Consider the following 19850-nt stretch of genomic DNA (forward strand, 5'->3'; position numbering starts at 1 on the left):
GAGCCCGGGGGCGCGGCGCGTCCCGCGGCGCCGACGACCTCCAGCGCTCGCTGATGAGACAGCGCAGGCGGACCCGCGCGCATCTGAGCCCCCCGGACCGCCGGCGCGACGCGTGACTGAATCCGCGGGCCGACGGGCGGACGTAAGTAAGGCGTAGGTAATTCCCGCGATGGTCGGAAGGGGCCCGAACACCGCGCCGGTAGGATCGCCGGGTCCAGGACAGTCGAGCACGGAGGGCCGACGGTGGCAGGCAACGGACGGGTACCGGCGGCGCGTGCCGTCGGGGCCGTGAAGATCTACGGCCGCGGCGAGACCGAGGTTCGCGCCCTCGACGGTGTCGACGTCACCTTCGACACCGGCCAGTTGACCACGATCATGGGGCCGTCGGGGTCGGGCAAGTCGACGCTCATGCACTGCATGGCGGGCCTCGACGAACTCACCGACGGGCAGATCTTCATCGGCGACACCGAACTCGGCACCCTCAACGAGCGGGAACTGACGCTCCTGCGCCGCCGGCAGGTCGGCTTCATCTTCCAGGCCTACAACCTGCTCCCCACCCTCACCGCGCTGGAGAACATGACGCTGCCCATCGCCCTGGCCGGGGAGGACCCCGACAGCGCCTGGCTCACCGAGGTCGTCGATGCGGTCGGCCTGGGCGACCGTCTCACGCACCGGCCCAACGAACTCTCGGGCGGGCAGCAGCAGCGGGTGGCCGTGGCGCGGGCGCTCGTGAGCCGCCCGCGCATCATCTTCGCCGACGAGCCCACCGGGAATCTGGACTCTCGCACCGGGGCCGAGGTGCTGGAGTTCCTGAGGCGGGCGTCGGACCAACTCGGCCAGACGATCGTGATGGTGACCCACGACGCCGGGGCCGCCAGCTACAGCGACCGGATCGTGTTCCTCAACGACGGTCGGGTCGTGGACGAGATGCGAGATCCGACCGTTGACGGTGTGCTCGACAAGGTGAGGACCATCGGTGCCTGAGCCGGCGAGCCGGATTCGCCTGAACGCCGCCGCGGCACGCCCGAACGTTTGAGCATCGGCATGTTCCTGCTGCGACTCACCCTCAAGAACATCGCCAACAGGAAGTTCTTGTTCCTGGGCACGGCGTTGAGCGTGGTGCTGGGCGTCTCCTTCGTGGTGGGCGTCTTCATCGTCACCGACAGCCTGCGTGCCACATTCGACGACATCGCAGACGACATCGCCGGATCGATCGACCTCCGGGTGCGCAGCGAACTCGAGTTCGGCGACCGGCTGAACGCCCCCGAGGTGGACCCCGCGCTGGCCACCGAGATCGCCGGGGTCGACGGGGTAGCGGCGGTCACCGGCGGTGTGGCCGCCTGGAACGTGGTCATCATCGACCCCGACGGCGAGCCGCTGCAGTCATTGGGTCCGCCCCAGTTCGGGGTGAGTTGGTCCGACGAGGAGGCCCTGACCGAACTGTACCTGGCCGAGGGCAGGCCGCCGGAGGGCCCGAACGAGTTCGCCGCCAACGCCGGAACCGCCGAGTTCGCCGACCTCCGGATCGGCGAGACGTACCGCGTCAGCCTGCCCGAGGGCACGCGCCCCTTCGAGCTGGTGGGCACGGTGAACTGGGCCGACCCCGACGAGGACCAGTCACAGGGCGTTCAGTTCTCGGTCTTCGACCTGGCCACCGCCACCGAACTGCTGAACGGCGGAGGGGGCTGGGACGAGATCCTCGTGGATGTGGACCGGCAGGCCGACATCGCCACCGTCGCCGCCGCGATCAGGCAGGCATTGCCTCCGGACCGCGATCTCGAGGTGCTGACCGTCGAGGAGGTGGCCGAGGAGCAGAGCGCCGAATTCGACACGTTCATCACGATCTTCCAGAACATCCTGCTGGCATTCGCCATCATCACGCTCGTGGTCTCGGCGTTCCTGGTGAACAACGTGTTCTCCATCGTCATCGGCCAGCGCATCCGCGAGCTGGGCCTGCTGCGGGTCGTCGGCGCCACGGGGATCCAGATCCGGCGCTCGGTGCTGGGCGAGGCTGCCACTGTCGGCGTCATCGCCACGGTGCTGGGCGTCGGCGGCGGCATCGGTGTCGCGGCCGCGCTCAAAGCCATCTTCGGCGCGCGCGGCGGCGAACTGCCGATTGATCCGGTGCTGGTGACGGGGCGAACCGTTGGTGTGGCCATCGCCGTGGGGGTGGGCATAACCATGCTGGCCGCGCTCTCACCTGCGCTCAAGGCCCGACGGATCACGCCTGTCGAAGCTCTGCGGGAGGACGCCCGGCTCTCCACCCCGGTCGCCGCCCGGCGGCCCGTGGCGGGCGGCCTGGCCCTGATCGCAGGCCTGGTGCTGCTGGCACTGGGCCTCGCTGCCCCCGACTGGCCGGCGCTCATCCCGCTGGCGCTGCTGGCTGCGATCCTCGCCAACTGGGGGGGCAAGCGGATCGTCTGGTGGGCGGGGAGGCTGGCGGTGGCCGCCGTCGGCCTGGCGCTGCTGCTCACCACGGTGTTCGCGGATCTCGGCACGACGCACCTGCTGGTGACCCTCTCGATGGGCGTGCTGACGGTCTTCGTGGGCATCAACATGACCAGCCCGCTGTTCGCAAGACCGATGGCCCGCGCCCTCGGCGCCCCGCTGGCCCGCATAGACGGCATGCCCGGGCACTTGGCGCGCCAGAACGCGGCCCGCAGCCCGCGCCGCACGTCCTCCACGGCCGCGGCCCTCATGATCGGACTGGCGCTCGTGGTCACCGTGAGCGTCGTGGCCGACTCGTTGAAGAGCAGCTTCGCGAAGGTGCTCGACGAGCAGATCAACGCCGACTGGTTCGTGTGCATCGGCAACTGCGCCGACCAGTTCAGCGGGTTCAGCCCCCGCCTCGGCGAGGACCTCGAAGCGCTGCCGGAAGTGGGCTCGGTTGCGACGTACCGGTGGCTGACCGCAGCGTTCCGCACCCCCGGCGACGGCACCGTGCACGGCCTGATGTCGGTGAACACGCCCGAACTCGACGCCCACGTGGACGTGGATCCCATCGCCGGAGCGGTGAACGACCTGGCCCCCGGCGCCGTGCTCGCCCACGTCGATCAGGCCGCCGAGTACGGGCTCTCGGTCGGCGACAGCCTCGATGTCGAGGTCCTCGGCGGCGAGCGAGTCACCTGGAACGTGGCCGGCATCTACTCCGACGACGCCATCGTCGGCCCGTGGGTCGTGTCGCCGAGCACGTGGCACCGCTACTTCGACACCAACGTGGACCAGTTCCTGTCGGTCCTGAACGCCGACGGGGTGAGCGAGGAGGCGGCGCGGGCGGCCATCACCGCCTCAGCGGCCGATTACCCGCAGGTGACCGTTCGCTCCCGCGCCGAGTTCCGCGACACTGCCGACGATCAGATCGACCAGGCGCTGATCGTGGTGAACGTGTTCCTGGGGCTCTCGCTGGTGATCGCCGTGCTGGGAATCGTCGCGACCCTGGCGCTGTCGGTCGTGGAGCGCACCCGCGAGCTGGGCCTGCTGCGGGCGGTGGGCATGACGCGGGGCCAGATGCGCCGCATGGTCTGCTGGGAGGGCCTCGTCGTGGCTGTCTTCGGCGGGATCCTCGGCGTGGTGCTCGGCGTGGCCTTCGGCGTGCTGGCGGCCGACATCATCCCGGACTCGGTCGTGAGCACGCTGTCCATACCCGGCGGCCAAATCATCGTCTACCTCGTCATCGCGGCGCTCGCGGGGCTGGCCAGCGGGATCCTGCCGGCAATCTGGGCGGGCCGCCTGAAGGTGCTGGAGGCCATCGGCTACGAGTAGCCGGCCGGAGCCCCGGCCCGGAGCGCGCCGGCAGGCCCCATACTTGTCGGCATGCCGGTCGCCCCGAGACGGTCGATGAACCCGAAGCGGGCCATCGTGGTGGGCCTCGTGGGCGTCACCGCGGGGATCGCCCTGGTCTGGGGGATGAGCCGCCTGGCCAGCACCGGTGATGTGACGGTGCGGCTCGGCGACGACACTTTCGAAGCGGGCGACCCAACCGAGATGAGCCGCCTCATCGCCCACGACGGGCCGATCCTCTACGCCGACGCCGCCAGCGGCAACCGCGACATCTGGCTGCAGCACCTCGGCGGCGACCCGGCGGCCGGCTGGTACGCCTTCGACGCCCACCGCGCCGGCGCCGGACGCGACTGCACCCTCCAATGGCAACAAGCCGCCGCGGTCTTCACCGACCCCTGCGACGGCACGGTCGTCGAGGCGCACGGCGAGGGGCTGCCCGCCTACGACGTGCGCATCGAAGAGGGCGAGCTGATCGTCGACCTCAACGCCATCAGCGAGGGCGGCTAGGAGGTTCCGGCGGGAGACGCCCCGACAACAGCCGCGCTCTCCCAGCCGAGTGCTCCGAGCTTGCTCTGAAAACGACACTACTTTACATTTATTGGACTAACTTGATAATATGGCAAAATGTGGGAGAAACTCGGGCGGACTTGAAGGCTCAACAACTCATCGGACGCTGAGGGGCCATGCCAACTACGGTCTTCACGGGATCACAGGCCACCTGCCGATGGACGGGCAGGACGTGGACCGAGGACGAGGTCGTGGCTATGTCGGCTGGCATCACCGAGCGAGCGCTTGATGCAGGATTCGAGAGTGGCATTGCCGAGAGACTCCGGGATCTGGCTTCGACAGGCGCATCGGCCGAGTGGCTCACGCGCTTCCTCGAAGAAGCGGCCTCGCGCGAAATCCGCCCCTGGCAGGTCGGCGAGGCGATCGCCGAGGCAGTCCTCGAGAGCTCTCACGGCGTTGTCCTACCGTGGAACCCCAGGCGCGATGAACGCAATCCGCGGGCAAGCCTCCAAGGTGCCGATCTCGTCGGGATCAGCAACGAGGCCCGTGGGCACCGGCTTGTCTTCGGCGAGGTGAAGTCCTCCTCCGACGCGAATGCGCCGCCCAGCGTCCTTGCCGGGCGGACCGGGATGGTCCAGCAGCTCGAGCAGCTGATCGACGACGAGATGCTCCGGTTCACGCTGATCAAGTGGCTCTCGGCCCGAGTCGACGAGGGAGTGTCAGGGGATATGTTCGACAAAGCCCTCGCCGCGTTCGTCTCGACCTGCGGGGCTGCCGTGCGCTTCGTCGGGATGCTGGTACGCGATACCCCGGCCGACGAGAGGGATGTCAGCGGCCGGGGACGACAGCTCGGTGCGAGAGTCTCCGAACCTGGATCGGTCGAACTACACGTCTTGTACATGCCCAGGCCGATGGCTCGATGGATCGACTGGGTGGCCGCATGACCGACCTCCTTCTGAGCGCCATCGACGCGGAGTCCGTCCGGTCCGCATCGCGGGACGCGGACAGCTTGGCTGCGTTGGCCATTCTCGGCGAAGAGGGTGCGCTCCGCGATCCTGACGCCGTCACGTTCTCCGCGCACACAGTCGAGGTGGCCGCACTCCGCCTTGCGCTCGCCGGGGATGACGGAGCGACGAGGGCGTGCCGAGAGGCGTTCGAGTTACTGCGCGCGGTCCTTGAGGACGATGGATCGCGATCAAGACTCTCGGCACTGGAGGTCCAGCGGATCCGCACGAGGGCCGCGGCGTTCGGCGCACTAGGCGGACATCGCTCGCAGACAAGGCAGTTGCTCAACGGACTCCCAGGAGAGACCCTCGAGTCCACCAGATGGGACACCACAGCGGAACTGGCCGTGCTCGACGTGTGGCAGTTGCTCATCCGGAAGGACGGTTGGGGAGATCTTGACCGGCTGCACCGGATCATCGGGCAAGTCCGAGACCGGCAGGCGGCAAACGAGCCTCGGTATCTCGAGCGTGAAGCCGAGCCCCGTGACGCGTGGAAGCTCGTTGCCGGGTACCACCTGCTGAGGGCAGCCGAGATCGTGGCCGAGTACACCGAGCAGGGTTCGACCGATGGTCTATTCGACCCCGTCGAGCAAGCCGAACTTCACTTCGACCGGGCGCGTGACGCTGCACAAGAGGCCGGCGACGCCGAGATGTCGTTCCTCGTCAGCTTGCTGGACCTCGCCGCTCGATCACTGGTCGAGAGAAGCATCTGGAGAATCGCGCGCGGTGCCGGAACCAGAACGACCGACTTCGTCCGACAACTCGCGAGCCGCGAGAACGAGGAGCCGTTCCTCGAACTGCTGCCGCCGCAGAAGAAGGCGCTCGTGGATGAAGGGCTGATCGGGACCGGCAGACGATCGGTCGTCATCTCCCTGCCCACATCTGCCGGCAAGACGCTCGTCGCGGAGTTCCGGATCCTGCAGGCTCTCGACAGCTACGAGCCTCAACGGGGCTGGGTGGCCTATACCGCCCCGACCCGCGCGTTGGTCAACCAGCTGACGGCACGTCTGCGAAGGGACTTCGCTCCGCTCGGCATACGGGTCGAGCGCTTCTCAGCGGCCCTCGAGGTCGACTCCGTAGAGGCCGAGATTCTGGCGGCCGCGGACAAACCGTTCCGCGTCGTCGTTACCACTCCCGAAAAGCTGGATCTCCTGCTTCGAGGCGGCTGGGTGTCGGACCTGGGGAGACCTCTCAGCCTGGTCGTCGTCGACGAGGCCCACAACCTCGGCGCGAAGGGTCGAGGGCTCAAACTTGAACTGCTCCTCGCGACGATAAACCGTGAGGCGAGAGACGCCGGCTTTCTGCTGATGACACCGTTCATTCCGAACGCCTCTGAGATTGCCTCATGGCTTGATCCTTCGAATAACCAAGCAGTCGAGCTCGGCCTTGAGTGGCTACCCAACGACCGAGTGGTTGGGCTGGCGAAACTGGAGAGGACGGCCCAGCGAGGGAGTTCCCGCGTAGTCGCAGAGACCACCCTCGCTTCCGCCCCGTCGCTGCAGACCGAGCAGGCGGTCGCGTTGGCCGAAGGCCGGCCGCTAGGGCTCCCCTACTCGAGCCTCAAGGCCCCGACCGCGCTGGCGACCGCAGCAGCGCAAGCGCTGAGCCAACGCGGGCTGTCCGTCACGCTCGTCGGCCAACCCGGATATTCGTGGTCTGCGGCCGAGCGCCTCGCCGCCACTGGGGGCTCCGAGGTGCGAGACGACCTCGTCGAGTCGATCGGCGATCTGATCGAGGACGAATACGGGCAGGACTACCCGCTCGCACGACTTCTCAGACGAGGGATAGCGGTCCACCACGCTGGGCTCTCCGACGACGTCCGCCTGATGATCGAGGCGCTCGCCGAGCGCGGCAAGCTCCGCCACGTCGTCGCCACCACAACGTTGGCCCAAGGCATCAATTTCCCGATAAGCAACGTCGTGCTCGGCAGCTACCAGTACCCGTACGGCGCAACGATGCCGACCGAGGACTTCTGGAACATCGCGGGCCGGGCGGGTCGCGCCAACCATGGCAGGCCAGGCGTGGTTCTCTTGGCAGCGCACAACGCCGAGCGGGAAGCCGCGCTTCGGGAGTACCTCAACTCCGCCGCAGTGGAGTTGAGCTCAACCCTGATTGCCATGGTCGAGGAAGCTCTGACCAAGGCCGGTGACCTCGATCTGGCAAAGCTCAGCTTCATGGGCAGCTGGTCGAGCTTCGTCCAGTTCGTCACGCATACGTACCGGGTCGTGGGCGCCGAGGAGTTCGCGGTCCGTGTTGAGCAAGTCCTGCGCGGCACCCTCGGGTTCAGGGAGCTGCGTTCGCGTCGGCCAGAGTTGGCCGACACGCTCGTCCAGAGCGTTCAGGCCTACACGTCCCGACTCTCCGGGAAACCGATCTCGCTTGTTGACTCAACCGGTTTCTCGTGGGAGAGCGTGAACGCGACACTGGCCAGGATGACCGATCGCGGTCTCAACGATCGACTCCTCGGCGATGAGCTGTTCGCTGAGCGTTCGAGGGTTCTAAGCGACGCCATCGGAGTGCTCCTGCAAGTGCCCGAACTCCGCGAGCAGCTAGTCGAGCGGTTGGATCCTGCTGAATCCGAAGGCGACTTCCTGTCCCGGGTGGTCAAGGACTGGGTCGGAGGTATGTCGTTGGGCGACCTCGCAGACAACTACTTCGCGACAGCCTCCAACGGGGGGCCGCGCGACCTTACGAAGGCGCTCACGCACTGTTGTCAACGGCTGTTCGGCTCGATCTTGCCAACCGTCTCGTGGGGCCTGTCTGCGCTGCAAGCACTCGCGATGGCCGGACGAGCCGATGAGGAGACAGCAACGCCTCCACGGGATATGCCCTCATACGTCTACTACGGAGTCGACACGCGCGAGGCGGTCGCATTTCGCCTGTTCGGTGTTCCCAGAGCAGCTTCGCTCGCACTGGCTCGGACGGTGGGCGAGGGCCGAGGGATAGAAGAACTCAGACGCTTTCTTGCAAACAGCTCGCCAAGTGACTGGACCGGCGCCCTCGGGAAGATCGGAGCGTCCTACTACAAAGCCTGGCGGTTGGTTGAGCCTGTCGTGTGAGCGAGGTGGCGCGTCGATCGGTGCGGGGGTCACCCTGGTGTGAGGGATGAGCCGCCTGGCCAGCACCGGCGATGTGACGGTGCGCCTCGGCGAAGACACCGTTCGAGGAGGGTGACCCGAACGAAACCGCGGACCTGATGAGTGCGAGAGTCGGATCGCGCTGATTCAAGATGTGATTTTGAATTAGCGTGAATTCTGACGATGCCAAGGTTAGGATCGGCGCGATGATCGTTGAGCGGGACCTTGCTCCGAGGGTGCTGCAATCGGCGCGGGACATGCCGGTCGTGACCATCACCGGTCCGCGCCAGAGCGGCAAGACGACCCTTTGCAGGGCGACGTTCCCCGAGCACCCCTACGTCAGCCTCGAGACGCCCGATGTTCGCTCGTTCGCTCGGGAGGACCCCCGCACGTTCCTGGCGCGGTTCCCGAGCGGGGCCATCCTCGACGAGATCCAGCGCGTTCCCGACCTGCTCTCGTACCTGCAGGTCGCCGTCGATGAGAATCCCGAGCCCGGCCAGTGGATCCTCACCGGGTCGCACAACCTGTCGTTGCTCGAATCGGTCGGCCAGTCGCTGGCAGGACGGACCGCTGTGCTGCATCTGTTGCCGCTGGGCCGCGGCGAGGTGCTCCGATTCGACAACCCGCCGCGGCATCTCGACGAGACGCTACTGACCGGCGGCTACCCGCGAGTGCTCGACCGCGGTCTGGACCCGTCCGACTGGCACGGGTGGTACACGGCCACATACCTCGAGCGGGACGTGAGGACCATCGGCAATGTGGGCGACCTCGGCATGTTCCACAGGTTCATGCAGCTGTGCGCCGGGCGGACGGCCCAGCTGCTGAACTACTCCGCGCTGGCCGGCGACTGCGGCATCTCCCAACCCACGGCCAAGGCCTGGCTCAGCGTCCTCGAGACGGGATTCCTCACATTCCGGCTCCCGGCATTCCATTCGAACCTGCGCAAGCGGCTGGTGAAGATGCCCAAGCTCCACTTCTACGACACCGGCCTCGTCTGCCACCTGCTCGGCGTGACCGGCACCGACCAACTGGCGTCGCACCCGCTGCGCGGCCACATCTTCGAAACGTGGGTCGCCTCGGAGATCGTCAAGCGGCGCACGAACCGCCGCGCCGCCGGCGCGCTGTCGTTCTACCGGGATCGAGGCGGCGCCGAGGTGGACATCGTGATCGGCGGTCCCCACCGCCTGTCGCTCGTCGAGACGAAGGCAGCCGCAACCCCGTCAAGCGCACTTCTCCGGCCCGCCCGCAGGGTGCGCGACCAACTCGAAGGCGGCGACTGCACGGTGTACTGCGTCTACGGCGGCGACGATCTTCAGCAGCGTCACGGTGACACCCTCCTGCCGTGGGCCCGCCTTCACGAGACCGACCTCGAACCGACTCGAGAAGGGAGAGATCCGGCGGACGGGTGACGCCTGCGGCCGATCGCAACCCGGACCCGCACCTCCCTCCGGCTCGAAGCAGAGCTGCAGCCCGGCGATGACCGCCGTCAGGCGGGTGCCCTCCGCGGACCCGCCCCCCCGCCGGCAGCGGAGTCGCAGCCCGATCCGGGGAATACTCCGCGCCCTCTCAGGGCGCGGCCCGCTCCAGCGGCGCCCACGCGACCAGCAGACGCTTCTCCCCCACATCAGGGAAACGAACGGTCACTTCGGCGTCGTCGCCCGTGCCGGAGGCGTCGACGACCACGCCGGTTCCCCAGGCAGGATGCTTGACGTCGGCGCCCACCGGAAGCTCCGAGGCTCCTACACCGCGCGCCGGGTCCGGCGATTGCCCGGACCTGCCGCCCAGTGCCTGTTCGACCTGCGCCTCCCGCCTCGCTGCGCGGCGCTCGCCGAATCGGGCCGTGCTGTCGAACCGGTCCGAACCGCCGGACCGACCAGCGTGATCCTGGCGCGGGAGGCGCTCGCGGCGACCCGACACCTCGGTCAGCAACTCGGCAGGTATCTCCTTGAGGAACCGGCTCGGCCGTTGGTACTGCCCGATCCCCCAGATGGTGCGGCGCTCGGCGTCGCTGAGGTAGAGGCGCTCGCGGGCCCGGGTGATGCCGACGTAGGCCAGGCGGCGCTCCTCGGCCAACTCCTCGGGATCGTCCAGAGCCTGCGTCGGTGGGAACACCTCCTCCTCTAGGCCGGTGAGGAACACCACCGGGAACTCCAGACCCTTGGCAGTGTGTACTGTCAGCAACACCACCTTGGACTCATCGCTGTCCAGATCGTCGGTCGGTGACACCAGGGCGGTCTGTTCCAGGAACTCGCCCACCTGCTCATGCTCGGACGCGCCCTCGATCAGCGTCGACAGGTTCTCGAGGCGCCCCTCGGCCTCCACGCTGCCATCCTCAGACTCCTCGTAGAGTTCCTCCAGGTAGCCGCTGCGGGTCAGCAGGAACTCGAGCACCGCCTTCGGGCCCGCGACGAGCCGGCCGGCGGCCTCATCCAGCAGGGTCGTGAAGCTCTCGATGCCCGCCAACGCGGTGCCGGACACACCCGCCTCGGCCGGCTGGCGCAGCGCCTCGTTGAATGGCAGCCCGGTGCTCGCTGCCCAGGCGTCGAGGCGTTCGACGGAGCGGTCGCCGATGCCTCGGCGGGGCACGTTCAGCACCCGCTTGAGGCTCACCTCGTCGGCGGGGTTCACCACGGCGCGCAGGTAGGCCAAGGCGTCGCGCACCTCCCGCCGGTCGTAGAAGGCTGTGGCGCCGATGACCGCATAGGGCAGGTCCTCGGCGTTGAGCGCGGTCTCCAGCGCCCGGCTCTGGGCGTTGATCCGGTACATCACGGCGAAGTCGCTGAGCGCGTGGCCGTCGACCGCCAACCGCTGGATCTCCGCCACCACCCAGCGGGCCTCGTCGTCCTCGTCGGCGGCCCGGTACCAGATGATCCGCTCGCCCCGCTCGGCGTCGGTCCAGAGCCTCTTGGGGTGACGGCCGAGGTTGTTGGCGATCACGGCGTTGGCGGCGTCCAGCACGGTCTGCGTGGAGCGGTAGTTCTGCTCCAACAGGATCACCGCGGCGTCCTCGAAAGCGCTCTCGAACTCCACGATGTTGCGCACGGTGGCGCCGCGGAAGCGGTAGATGGACTGGTCGGCGTCGCCCACCACGAAGACGTTGCGGTGGCGGGCGCCGAGCATCAGCACGATCTCGTTCTGCGCCCGGTTGGTGTCCTGATACTCGTCCACGAGGACGTGCTGGAAGCGCTCCTGGTAGGAGGCCAGCACGTCGGGGTGCTCGCGGAACAGGCGCACCACCAGCGTGAGCAGGTCGTCGAAGTCCATGGCGCCGGCGCGCTGGAGGCGGCGCTGGTACTCGGCGTACACCTGCGCCGTGCGGCGTCGGATCGGATCCGAGCCCATCCCCGCATCCAGGTACGACTCGGGGCTGAGCAGGTCGCCTTTGGCGGCGCTGATGCGGCCGTGGACCGCTCCGGGCGTGCTGCGCCGGGTGTCCATGCCCAGGTCGACCATGACGTAGCGCGTCAGCCGCACCGAGTCGGACTGGTCGTAGATGCTGAAGCCCGCCGGATACCCCATCCGCTCGGCCTCGCGGCGCAGGATCCGGGCACAGGCCGAGTGGAAGGTGCGCACCCACATCCGCTCCGCCACCGGTCCGACGAGATCCACGACGCGGGCGCGCATCTCGTCGGCCGCCTTGTTGGTGAACGTGATGGCCAGGATGGCGAACGGCGAGACGACGCGGTCCGAAATGAGGTGGGCGATCCGGTGCGTGAGCACCCGCGTCTTGCCCGACCCGGCCCCTGCGCTGACCAGGAGCGGGCCCCGCTCGTGCAGAACCGCGTCGTACTGCGCTGGATTGAGTTGCACGGTGTCGTGCTGCGCAGGGTTGGGTTGCGCCATCGTCGGCACCCTACCGGTGGCGCGTGACAGCGCCCCGCCGCCGGATGGGACGGCGCGATGCAGGGAGCGCCAGAGGTCGGCGGTACCATCGGCGCCGTGACGGAACAAGCCGACCAGCCTGTAGCAGCGGACGAAACGGCCACCGAAGTTCCGGCACCGGAGGCTGCCGCTGAAGACGCGGCGACGCCGGATGACGGTGCGACCGCCTCCGAACAACCCGAGCCGGCCCCAACCGCAACCGACGAGCCGCCCGCCACGATCGATGAACAGCAGGCACCGCCGGCAGAGGACGAACCGGCCGTCACGGTCGACGAAGAGCCGGCACCGCCCCCAACCGACGAGCCGCCCGCCGCGATCGATGAACAGCAGGCACCGCTGGCAGAGGACGAACCGCCGGCCAGCGAGCAGCCCGAGGTGCCCGCAACTGAGGACGAGCCGCCGCCCGTGGAACAGTCCGCGGCGCAGGACGAACCGGCCGCGGAGGCCCAACCGACGAACACGGACGAACCGGCCGCGGATGAACCGAACACGGACGAACCGGCCGCGGATGAACCGGCCGCCGAGAGCCCGGCCGCCGAGAGCCCGGCCGCCGAGGAACCCGCCGTAGAGGAACCCGCCGCGGAGAGCCCGGCGGAGGTGATCGAAACGCAGCCGGCGGCCGAGGGCGCGCCGGGAGACGGTCAGACGGCGGTCCCGGCGACGGGCGGCGATGCCCGGGCGGCCGGAATCGGCACCCCGATCCGCTCGGTTGCAACCACTGGAGGCCTCAACAGCGGCGACATCGTCTCCGGCGTCGTCACTTCCGTCGAGCGCCGCGAGCTCGAGTTGGACATCGGGTCGGGGCGCATCGGCGTGATCGGGAGCCGGCATTGGGCGGCAGGCCTCGACGTCGATCTCACGGCCGAGGCGAAGACCGGTGACACCGTGGAGGCGGCGGTCCTCGTGCGCGAGGACCACAAGCAGCGCATCGTCCTTTCTCGCAGCTGGGGGCGCCAGCAGCGGGCCTGGGAGTCGGCCGAGAGCGCCCGCAAGACGGGCGAGATCGTCTCCGGGGTGGTCACCGATGCGGTTGCGGCGGGCCTCACGGTGGACATCGGTGTCCGGGCATTCGTCCCGGCCTCGATGGCGGGCGATGACGATCTCGAGTCTCTGGTCGGCAGCACGGTGGAGTGCAAGGTCACCGAGGTGAACCGGCTCAAGGGCCGCTGCATCCTGTCCCGCAAGGCCGCGCTGCGAACCCGCGGGCGGCAGGCCGCCCGCAAGCGACTCTCCGAGCTGTCCCCGGGTACGAAGCTGCGCGCCCGGGTCACGAAGGTCGAGGACTTCGGGGCTCTGGTGATGGCCGAGGGAGACCTCCGGGGCCGCATCCGCCGCAGCGAGCTGAGCTGGTTCCGGGTGCGCCGACCCAGCGACGTGGTGGCGGTCGGAGACGAGGTGGAGGCCGTTGTCCTGCACACCGCTCCGGCCAAGATGAACCTCGACCTGTCGCTGCGGATCGGCGACGATCCCCTCAAGGCGATTCGTCCCGGCGAGCGCCACGAGGCCACCGTCGTCTCGCTCGCCCCATTCGGAGCGTTCGTGACCGTCGGCGACGGGATCAAGGGTCTGGTGCCGACCGCAGAACTCGCCGAGCATCCCATCCGCCATCCCCGCGAGGTGGTGGTGCCCGGGGACAGCGTGCTGGCCGAGGTCACCAAAGTGGACCGACAGCGCCGCGATCTGGAGTTCTCGGTGAATCTGGCAGTGCTGGTGCGCCCCGCCGATCAGGAGTGACTCAAGCCACTCCGGGGCGACTCACTCCCACTCGATCGTGCCGGGGGGCTTCGACGTGATGTCGTAGGCGACCCTGTTGACCCCGGGAACCTCGGCCACGATCCGACTCGCCATGATCTCCAGCACGTCGTAGGGCAGGCGTGCAAAGTCGGCGGTCATGGCGTCCGCGCTGGTCACGGCCCGGATCACGATCGGGTGACCGTAGGTACGCTCGTCGCCCATGACACCCACCGAGCGCACCTCCAGCAGCACGGCCAGCACCTGCCACACCTCCCGGTCCAAACCGGCGCGGCGGATCTCGGCACGCACGATGGCGTCCGCGGCGCGCACCGTCTCGACCCGCTCGGGCGTGACCTCCCCGACGATGCGCACGGCCAACCCGGGACCGGGGAACGGATGACGCCAGACCACCTCGGGAGGCAGACCCAACTGCTCGCCGACCAGCCGCACCTCGTCCTTGAACAGGTCCCGCAGGGGCTCCACGAGCTCCAGCTGCATGTCGGCGGGGAGCCCGCCGACGTTGTGGTGGCTCTTGATACGGGCCGCCACGTCGCCGCCGGACTCGATGACGTCGGGGTACAGCGTCCCCTGCACAAGGAAGTCCGCGTCACCGAGGGCTCGGGCCTCCGCCTCGAAGATGCGCACGAACAACTCGCCGATGATGCGCCGCTTCGCCTCCGGGTCGGCGACGCCGGCGAGCGCCGCCAGGAACCGGTCGGCGGAATCCACGAACACGAACCCGTCGCCGCCGAACACGTCGCGCACCTGATCGCTCTCGCCGGCGCGCATGAGCCCCGTGTCGACGAACACGCAGGTGAGTCGGTCGCCGATGGCCCGGCGCACCAGTGCCGCGGCGACCGCCGAGTCGACGCCGCCGGAGAGTCCGCAGACCGCACGACCGGTGCCCACCTGAGCCCGGATCGCCGCGACGGAGGTCTCGACGATGCAGTCCGCCGTCCACGCCGGGGCGCAGCCGCACGCCTCGTACAGGAAGTTCTCCAGCATGCGCTGTCCATGGGGGGTGTGCGCCACCTCGGGATGGAACTGGACGCCGAAGAGGCCGGCGGGATGCTCGAATGCGGCAGCGGGCGAGTCGGCGGTGACGGCCGTCACCGCCGCGCCTTCGGGCGGCCGCACGACGGCGTCACGGTGGCTCATCCAGACCTGCTGGTCGGCGGGCAGATCGGCGGAGACGACCGTCCCCGGCCCGGTCACGTGGAGTTCCACCCTCCCGTACTCCGCCAAGCCGCTGCGGTCCACCTTGCCGCCCAGTTCGTGGGCCAGGAGTTGCGCCCCGTAACAGATGCCCAGCACCGGAATCCCCAACGACAGGATCTCGGGGTCGAGACGCGGGGCGCCGGCGGTGTGCACCGACTCCGGTCCGCCGCTGAGGATCAACCCGGCCGGTTGGCGCCGGCGGACCCCTGTCGCGCTGATGTCGTGCGGGACGATCTCGCTGTAGACGCTGGCCTCGCGCACCCGGCGGGCGATCAACTGGGCGTACTGGGCGCCGAAGTCCACCACCAGCACGCCGCCGCGCCTCACGGCGGCCTCCGCCGTGGCCGTCACAGCCCCATGCCGACGCCCTGGTGGCGCTGCAGAGCCTTCCCTTCGGTGGCGATCGACGGTGCCACCATCACGTCGGCCTTCTGCAGCTCCTTGAGCGTGGCGTAGCCGCTGGCCGCCATCGTGGTCGACAGGGCACCGAACAGGTTGCTGCGCCCGTCGGCCTCACGGGCCGGTCCCAAGAGGATCTCCTCCAGCGACCCCCGCCGGCCCACGTGCACACGGGCCCCGCGGGGCAACGCCGCATGCGGTGTGGCCATCCCCCAGTGGTAGCCGCCGCCGGGGGCTTCGACGGCCGCCGCCAGCGGCGATCCCAGCATCACCGCGTCGGCACCGCAGGCGACCGCCTTGGCGATGTCGCCGCCGGTGGCCATACCGCCGTCGGCGATGAGGTGCACGTAGACGCCGGTCTCGTCGAGATGGCGCATGCGGGCGGCCCGCACATCGGCGATGGCGGTGGCCTGCGGGACACCGATGCCCAGAACGCCGCGGGAGGTGCAGGCGGCGCCGGGTCCGACGCCGACCAGTACCCCGGAGGCTCCGGTGCGCATGAGGTGCAGCCCCGCCTCGTAGCTGGCACAACCGCCCACGACGACCGGCATGGGAAGCTCGCGCACGACCTTCTTGAGGTTCAGCGGCTTGCGGGCCTTGGACTTGTGCTCGGCTGTCACCACCGTGCCCTGGATCACCAGCAGGTCGACCTCGGCGGCGGCGAGGTGGTCCAGCAGCTTCCTCGCCCGCTGCGGCGTCACGGCAGCGCTGACGAGGGGGGCGTACTCCCTGATCCGGCGCACCCGCTCGCCGATCAGCTCCGGGATGAGCGGCGCCGCGTAGACCTCCTGCATGCGGGCCGTGGCCTCGTCAGCGGGCGCGTTCCGGATCGCCTCGAAGGCCGGGGCCGGATCCTCGTAGCGGGTCCAGAGGCCCTCGACGTTCAGCACGCCGATGCCCCCCAGCTTCCCGATGAGCCCCGCCGTCTCAGGCGAGGTCACGCTGTCCATGGCCGAGGCCAGCAGCGGCAGCGGCAGGCGGTAGGCGTCGATCTCCCAGGAGATGTCCACGTCGTCGGGGTCGCGGGTGCGCCGGGCGGGCACGATGGTGATCTCGTCGAGCCCGTAGGCCCGCCGACCGCTCTTCCCGAAACCGATCTCGATGTCCGCCACGCTCGCACCTCCCCTTGCAGGGAGCATAGGCAGCGCCGCCCCGACCGGCAGGAATTCTCAGAGCCGGGCGGCTGCTTCGGTGATGGCCTCCCAGGCGGCCTCGACGTGGTGGGCGCGGGTTGCGACGGTCCCCACCGAGAGGCGCAGCGTGTACTGGCCGTCGAGGACGGTGTGGGTGATGTAGAAGCGCCCCGCCTCGTTCACCGCGTCGAGGATGCGGCGGTTGGACTCGTCGCCGCCCCGGTGGCGGAAGCAGACCAGATTGAGCGGCGCCGGTGCGGCCAGGGAGAAGTCGGGATGCTCGCGTACCCAGCCGGCGAACTGCTGGGCCCAGGACACCCCTGACCGGATATGGGCCTGCAGGCCCTCCGCCCCGTACCAGCGCAGCACCAACCAGAGCTTCAGCGACCGGAAGCGGCGCCCCAACGGCACCTGCCAGTCGCGGTAGTCGATCACCGTCCCCTTCTCGCTCTCGGGGTTGCGCAGATACTCCGGCGTGACGCTGAGGGCGCCGGTGAGGGCCTCTCGGTCGGCAACCCACATGGCCGTGCAGTCCAGGTTGGTGAGCAGCCACTTGTGCGGGTTGAAGCAGTAGCTGTCGGTGGCGGCGAGGCCCCGGTTCACGAAGCGGAACTCGGGACAGACCGCGGCGGCGCCGGCCAGGGCGCCGTCGACGTGGGTCCACATGCCCTCGGACCCGGCGATGGCGGCCAGGCGCGCAACCGGGTCGAAGGCCAGTGAGGAGGTCGTCCCGACGGTCGCAACCACCGCGCACGGCACCAAGCCCGCATCGCGGTCGGCAATGACGGCAGCGGCAAGGGCCTCCGGGCTCATGGCGTGGGTGGGGTCGCCACCGACGTAGCGGACGCGGTCGGCGCCGAAACCGGCGATGCGGGCGCTCTTGTAGATGGAGGAGTGGGCGTGCTGCGACGTGTACACAACCAGGTCGTCGATGGTCGCGCCGGCTGCGGTGTTCAGCGCACGCTCCCTGGCGGCGACCAGGGCGCACAGTGCCGCGCTGGAGGCTGAGTCCTGGATCACCCCGCCGCCGGATCCGTCGCTTCGAAACCGCTGTGGGAGGCCGCACAACTCCACCAGCCAGTCCAACACCCGGCTTTCGAGCTCGGTGCAGGCCGGGCTGCTGGCCCACAGCATGCCCTGCACCCCCAACCCCGAGGACAGCAGGTCGCCCAGGATGGCGGGACCGGTGGCCGGCGTCGGGAAGAAGGCGAAGAACCCCGGAGACTGCCAGTGGGTGAGGCCCGGCACGATGACCCGTTCGAGGTCGTCGAGCACGGCGTCGAAGCCCTCCGGCTCGGCGGGCGGTGACTGCGGCAGCCCGTCCGCCACCTCACCGGGTCGCACCTGCGAGAGGACGGGGAAGCTCTCGATCCGCTCGTGGTAGCCGGCCACCCAGTCCAGGAACCGCTCACCCCACAGACGCAACTCGTCGGGCGTCATGTGCGGCGCCGCCGGAGTCGCCGCTCCTTGGTCGGCCTCGTGCTCCTGAGGGTTCATGGGGCCGATGTCCAGCGCGCCGCGAGGCCCACGGCGATCACGAGGAGTTGCCGGAGGATCGCCGCGGTGGCTCCCCAGATGGTGTCGCCGGGGATCTCGAAGAAGTTGATCGGCCGCATCGTCCCGTCCCGGGGCCAGAGTTCCTGGTGGTAGACGTCGGGTGCCAGGAGTTCGCTCAGCGGCACGTGGAGGATCTTCTCCACCTCGGAGGGATCGGGCCGCAACCCTGCGGGACGGCCGGCGGACAATTCGGCGACGTAGGAGTGCACGAGCGAGTCGCTGCCCACGGTGAAGAACGGATCCAGCTCGCCGATGCGGGTCGCGGTGGCCGGATCCAGTCCGATCTCCTCGTGGGTCTCCCGCAGGGCCGTCTCCCAGAGGTCCGCATCACCGGGTTCCTGGCCTCCGCCCGGAAACGCCACCTCCCGGCTGTGGGTGCGCAGGTGCGCCGCCCGGCGGGTGAGGATCACGTGCGGTTCGCCCCGGTGCACGTAGAGCGGGACGAGCACGGCCGAGAGCCGCTCGAAGGCGTCGCCGCCCGACTTCGGCCGACGCTCCCCGAGCACCTCCCGCAGAGCACCAAGATCCACCCGACGCGCCCGCAGCGGCAGGTCGGCCCACGGCGCCGCGGCGCCCGGCCGGAAACCTGCCGGTCGCGGGATGTGCTGAGGGCCTCCTCGGGCGCCGGGCGGCATCAGCCGGTGGCTTGCCGGCCCGATTCGACCGCGGCCCGCACCGCGTCGTCGACGGCGACGGTTGCGGCGACGCGCACAGCGTCGAGGGAGGCATCCAGGGTGCCGACGGAGGCGGCGATCAACGCGTCGCCGTCGAAGCGGGTGTGCGCCGGCATGAGCGCGCGCGCCAGACCGTCGTGGCCACTCTGGGCAACCAGCAGACACTGGGTCTTGCTGAGTCGCACGTTCGTACAGATCACGCCGATCGTCGTGCCGGTCCCCAGCGGGGGCTTGGCGGGCGGGCGGAAGTCGCCGCGGCGCAGGGCACCGGCCACCGAGCCGTCGTCGAGATCCCCGGCGGCGTTGACGGCCAGCAGCGCCACCACGACCGCCGCCTCGCCTCCTCCGGCGTCGAAGGACAGTTGCGCCGATCCCAACCCGGCGGGACTGCGGTCCGAACCCCAGGCGCCGACCGTGGCGCGCGCGCCCGCACCGATCCGACCTACCGGCCAGCCGCCGGCGGGACCGCAGCCATCGGGCGGGACCGCTGCCCGTGCCGCCTCGTAGCCGGCGTCGGCACCGGGCCAGAGCGGCGCCTCACCGGGGCGCAGGTCGTACAGCGACAGGCCGGCGACGACGGGAACCGGGCCGGCGGGCGTCGGGAAGCCTCGACCCGCCTCGCTGCAGAAGCGCACGACGCCGTCGGCGGACGCCAGGCCGAACGCCGAGCCGCCCGAGAGCACGACCGCGTCCGCACCTTCGACCAGCCGCTCCGGCGCCAGCAGATCCAACTCCCGGCTGGCCGGTGCGCCGCCGCGCACCTCCACCGACGCCACCGTCCCGGTGGGGAGCAGCACAACGGTGCAGCCGGTGCGGCCGCTGGGATGGGTCCAGTGGCCGACGCTGACTCCCGGCAGGGACGGCGCCTCGACGCCTGAGTTCACC

General features: G+C 69.6%; 13 protein-coding genes. 7 read left to right on the plus strand and 6 right to left on the minus strand.

Going from position 1 to position 19850, the window contains the following annotated elements; genetic code table 11:
- Positions 1 to 243: 243 nt before the first annotated feature.
- From OXG55_04680 to OXG55_04705, 6 genes are all read left to right on the plus strand, one after another.
- Entirely contained in the window at positions 244 to 984 is a 741-nt protein-coding gene (locus OXG55_04680; protein ID MCY4102552.1) for an ABC transporter ATP-binding protein, read from the plus strand.
- Positions 985 to 1044: 60 nt separating this feature from the next.
- Positions 1045 to 3762, plus strand: a complete 2718-nt coding sequence (locus tag OXG55_04685) for an FtsX-like permease family protein (GenBank protein ID MCY4102553.1) — start codon at positions 1045 to 1047, stop codon at positions 3760 to 3762.
- A 75-nt stretch (positions 3763 to 3837) separates the two neighbouring features.
- On the plus strand, positions 3838 to 4287 hold the full coding sequence (locus tag OXG55_04690) for a hypothetical protein (protein MCY4102554.1): 450 nt from the start codon (positions 3838 to 3840) through the stop codon (positions 4285 to 4287).
- A 257-nt stretch (positions 4288 to 4544) separates the two neighbouring features.
- Positions 4545 to 5231 (plus strand): hypothetical protein, encoded by a 687-nt coding sequence (locus OXG55_04695; GenBank protein MCY4102555.1) that lies wholly within the window; start codon positions 4545 to 4547, stop codon positions 5229 to 5231.
- Entirely contained in the window at positions 5228 to 8350 is a 3123-nt protein-coding gene (locus OXG55_04700; protein MCY4102556.1) for a DEAD/DEAH box helicase, read from the plus strand. The genes OXG55_04695 and OXG55_04700 overlap by 4 nt, the downstream gene beginning before the upstream one ends.
- 224 nt (positions 8351 to 8574) lie before the next feature.
- The gene (locus tag OXG55_04705; GenBank protein MCY4102557.1) at positions 8575 to 9777 is read left to right on the plus strand and encodes an ATP-binding protein; all 1203 of its coding nucleotides are present in this window, start codon (positions 8575 to 8577) and stop codon (positions 9775 to 9777) included.
- A 157-nt stretch (positions 9778 to 9934) separates the two neighbouring features.
- Here the strand turns inward: OXG55_04705 and OXG55_04710 are convergent, their stop codons facing one another.
- Complete coding sequence (locus OXG55_04710; GenBank protein ID MCY4102558.1) at positions 9935 to 12211, minus strand: UvrD-helicase domain-containing protein; 2277 nt, start codon at positions 12209 to 12211, stop codon at positions 9935 to 9937.
- A gap of 57 nt (positions 12212 to 12268) precedes the next feature.
- Between OXG55_04710 and OXG55_04715 the strand changes: the two genes are divergently transcribed.
- Entirely contained in the window at positions 12269 to 13984 is a 1716-nt protein-coding gene (locus OXG55_04715; protein MCY4102559.1) for a S1 RNA-binding domain-containing protein, read from the plus strand.
- A gap of 21 nt (positions 13985 to 14005) precedes the next feature.
- Here OXG55_04715 and guaA read toward each other — a convergent pair whose 3' ends face one another.
- The 5 genes from guaA to OXG55_04740 all read right to left on the minus strand — a co-directional run bounded on the left by guaA (position 14006) and on the right by OXG55_04740 (position 19849).
- The gene (guaA, locus tag OXG55_04720) at positions 14006 to 15553 is read right to left on the minus strand and encodes a glutamine-hydrolyzing GMP synthase (GenBank protein ID MCY4102560.1); all 1548 of its coding nucleotides are present in this window, start codon (positions 15551 to 15553) and stop codon (positions 14006 to 14008) included.
- Positions 15550 to 16713 carry a GuaB3 family IMP dehydrogenase-related protein gene (locus OXG55_04725; protein ID MCY4102561.1) on the minus strand — a complete coding sequence of 388 codons (1164 nt, stop codon included), beginning with the start codon at positions 16711 to 16713 and terminating at the stop codon, positions 15550 to 15552. Before OXG55_04725 ends, guaA begins: the two co-directional genes overlap by 4 nt.
- Positions 16714 to 16770: 57 nt before the next feature.
- Positions 16771 to 18231: a pyridoxal-dependent decarboxylase gene (locus OXG55_04730; GenBank protein MCY4102562.1), complete on the minus strand. Its 1461-nt coding sequence runs from the start codon at positions 18229 to 18231 to the stop codon at positions 16771 to 16773.
- Entirely contained in the window at positions 18228 to 18821 is a 594-nt protein-coding gene (locus tag OXG55_04735) for a CoA pyrophosphatase (GenBank protein ID MCY4102563.1), read from the minus strand. The genes OXG55_04730 and OXG55_04735 overlap by 4 nt, the downstream gene beginning before the upstream one ends.
- 104 nt (positions 18822 to 18925) lie before the next feature.
- Positions 18926 to 19849 carry a P1 family peptidase gene (locus OXG55_04740; GenBank protein ID MCY4102564.1) on the minus strand — a complete coding sequence of 308 codons (924 nt, stop codon included), beginning with the start codon at positions 19847 to 19849 and terminating at the stop codon, positions 18926 to 18928.
- Between the last annotated feature and the right edge of the window lies 1 nt (position 19850).

Source organism: bacterium, assembly GCA_026708055.1.
Lineage (GTDB): Bacteria > Actinomycetota > Acidimicrobiia > Acidimicrobiales > CATQHL01 > VXNF01.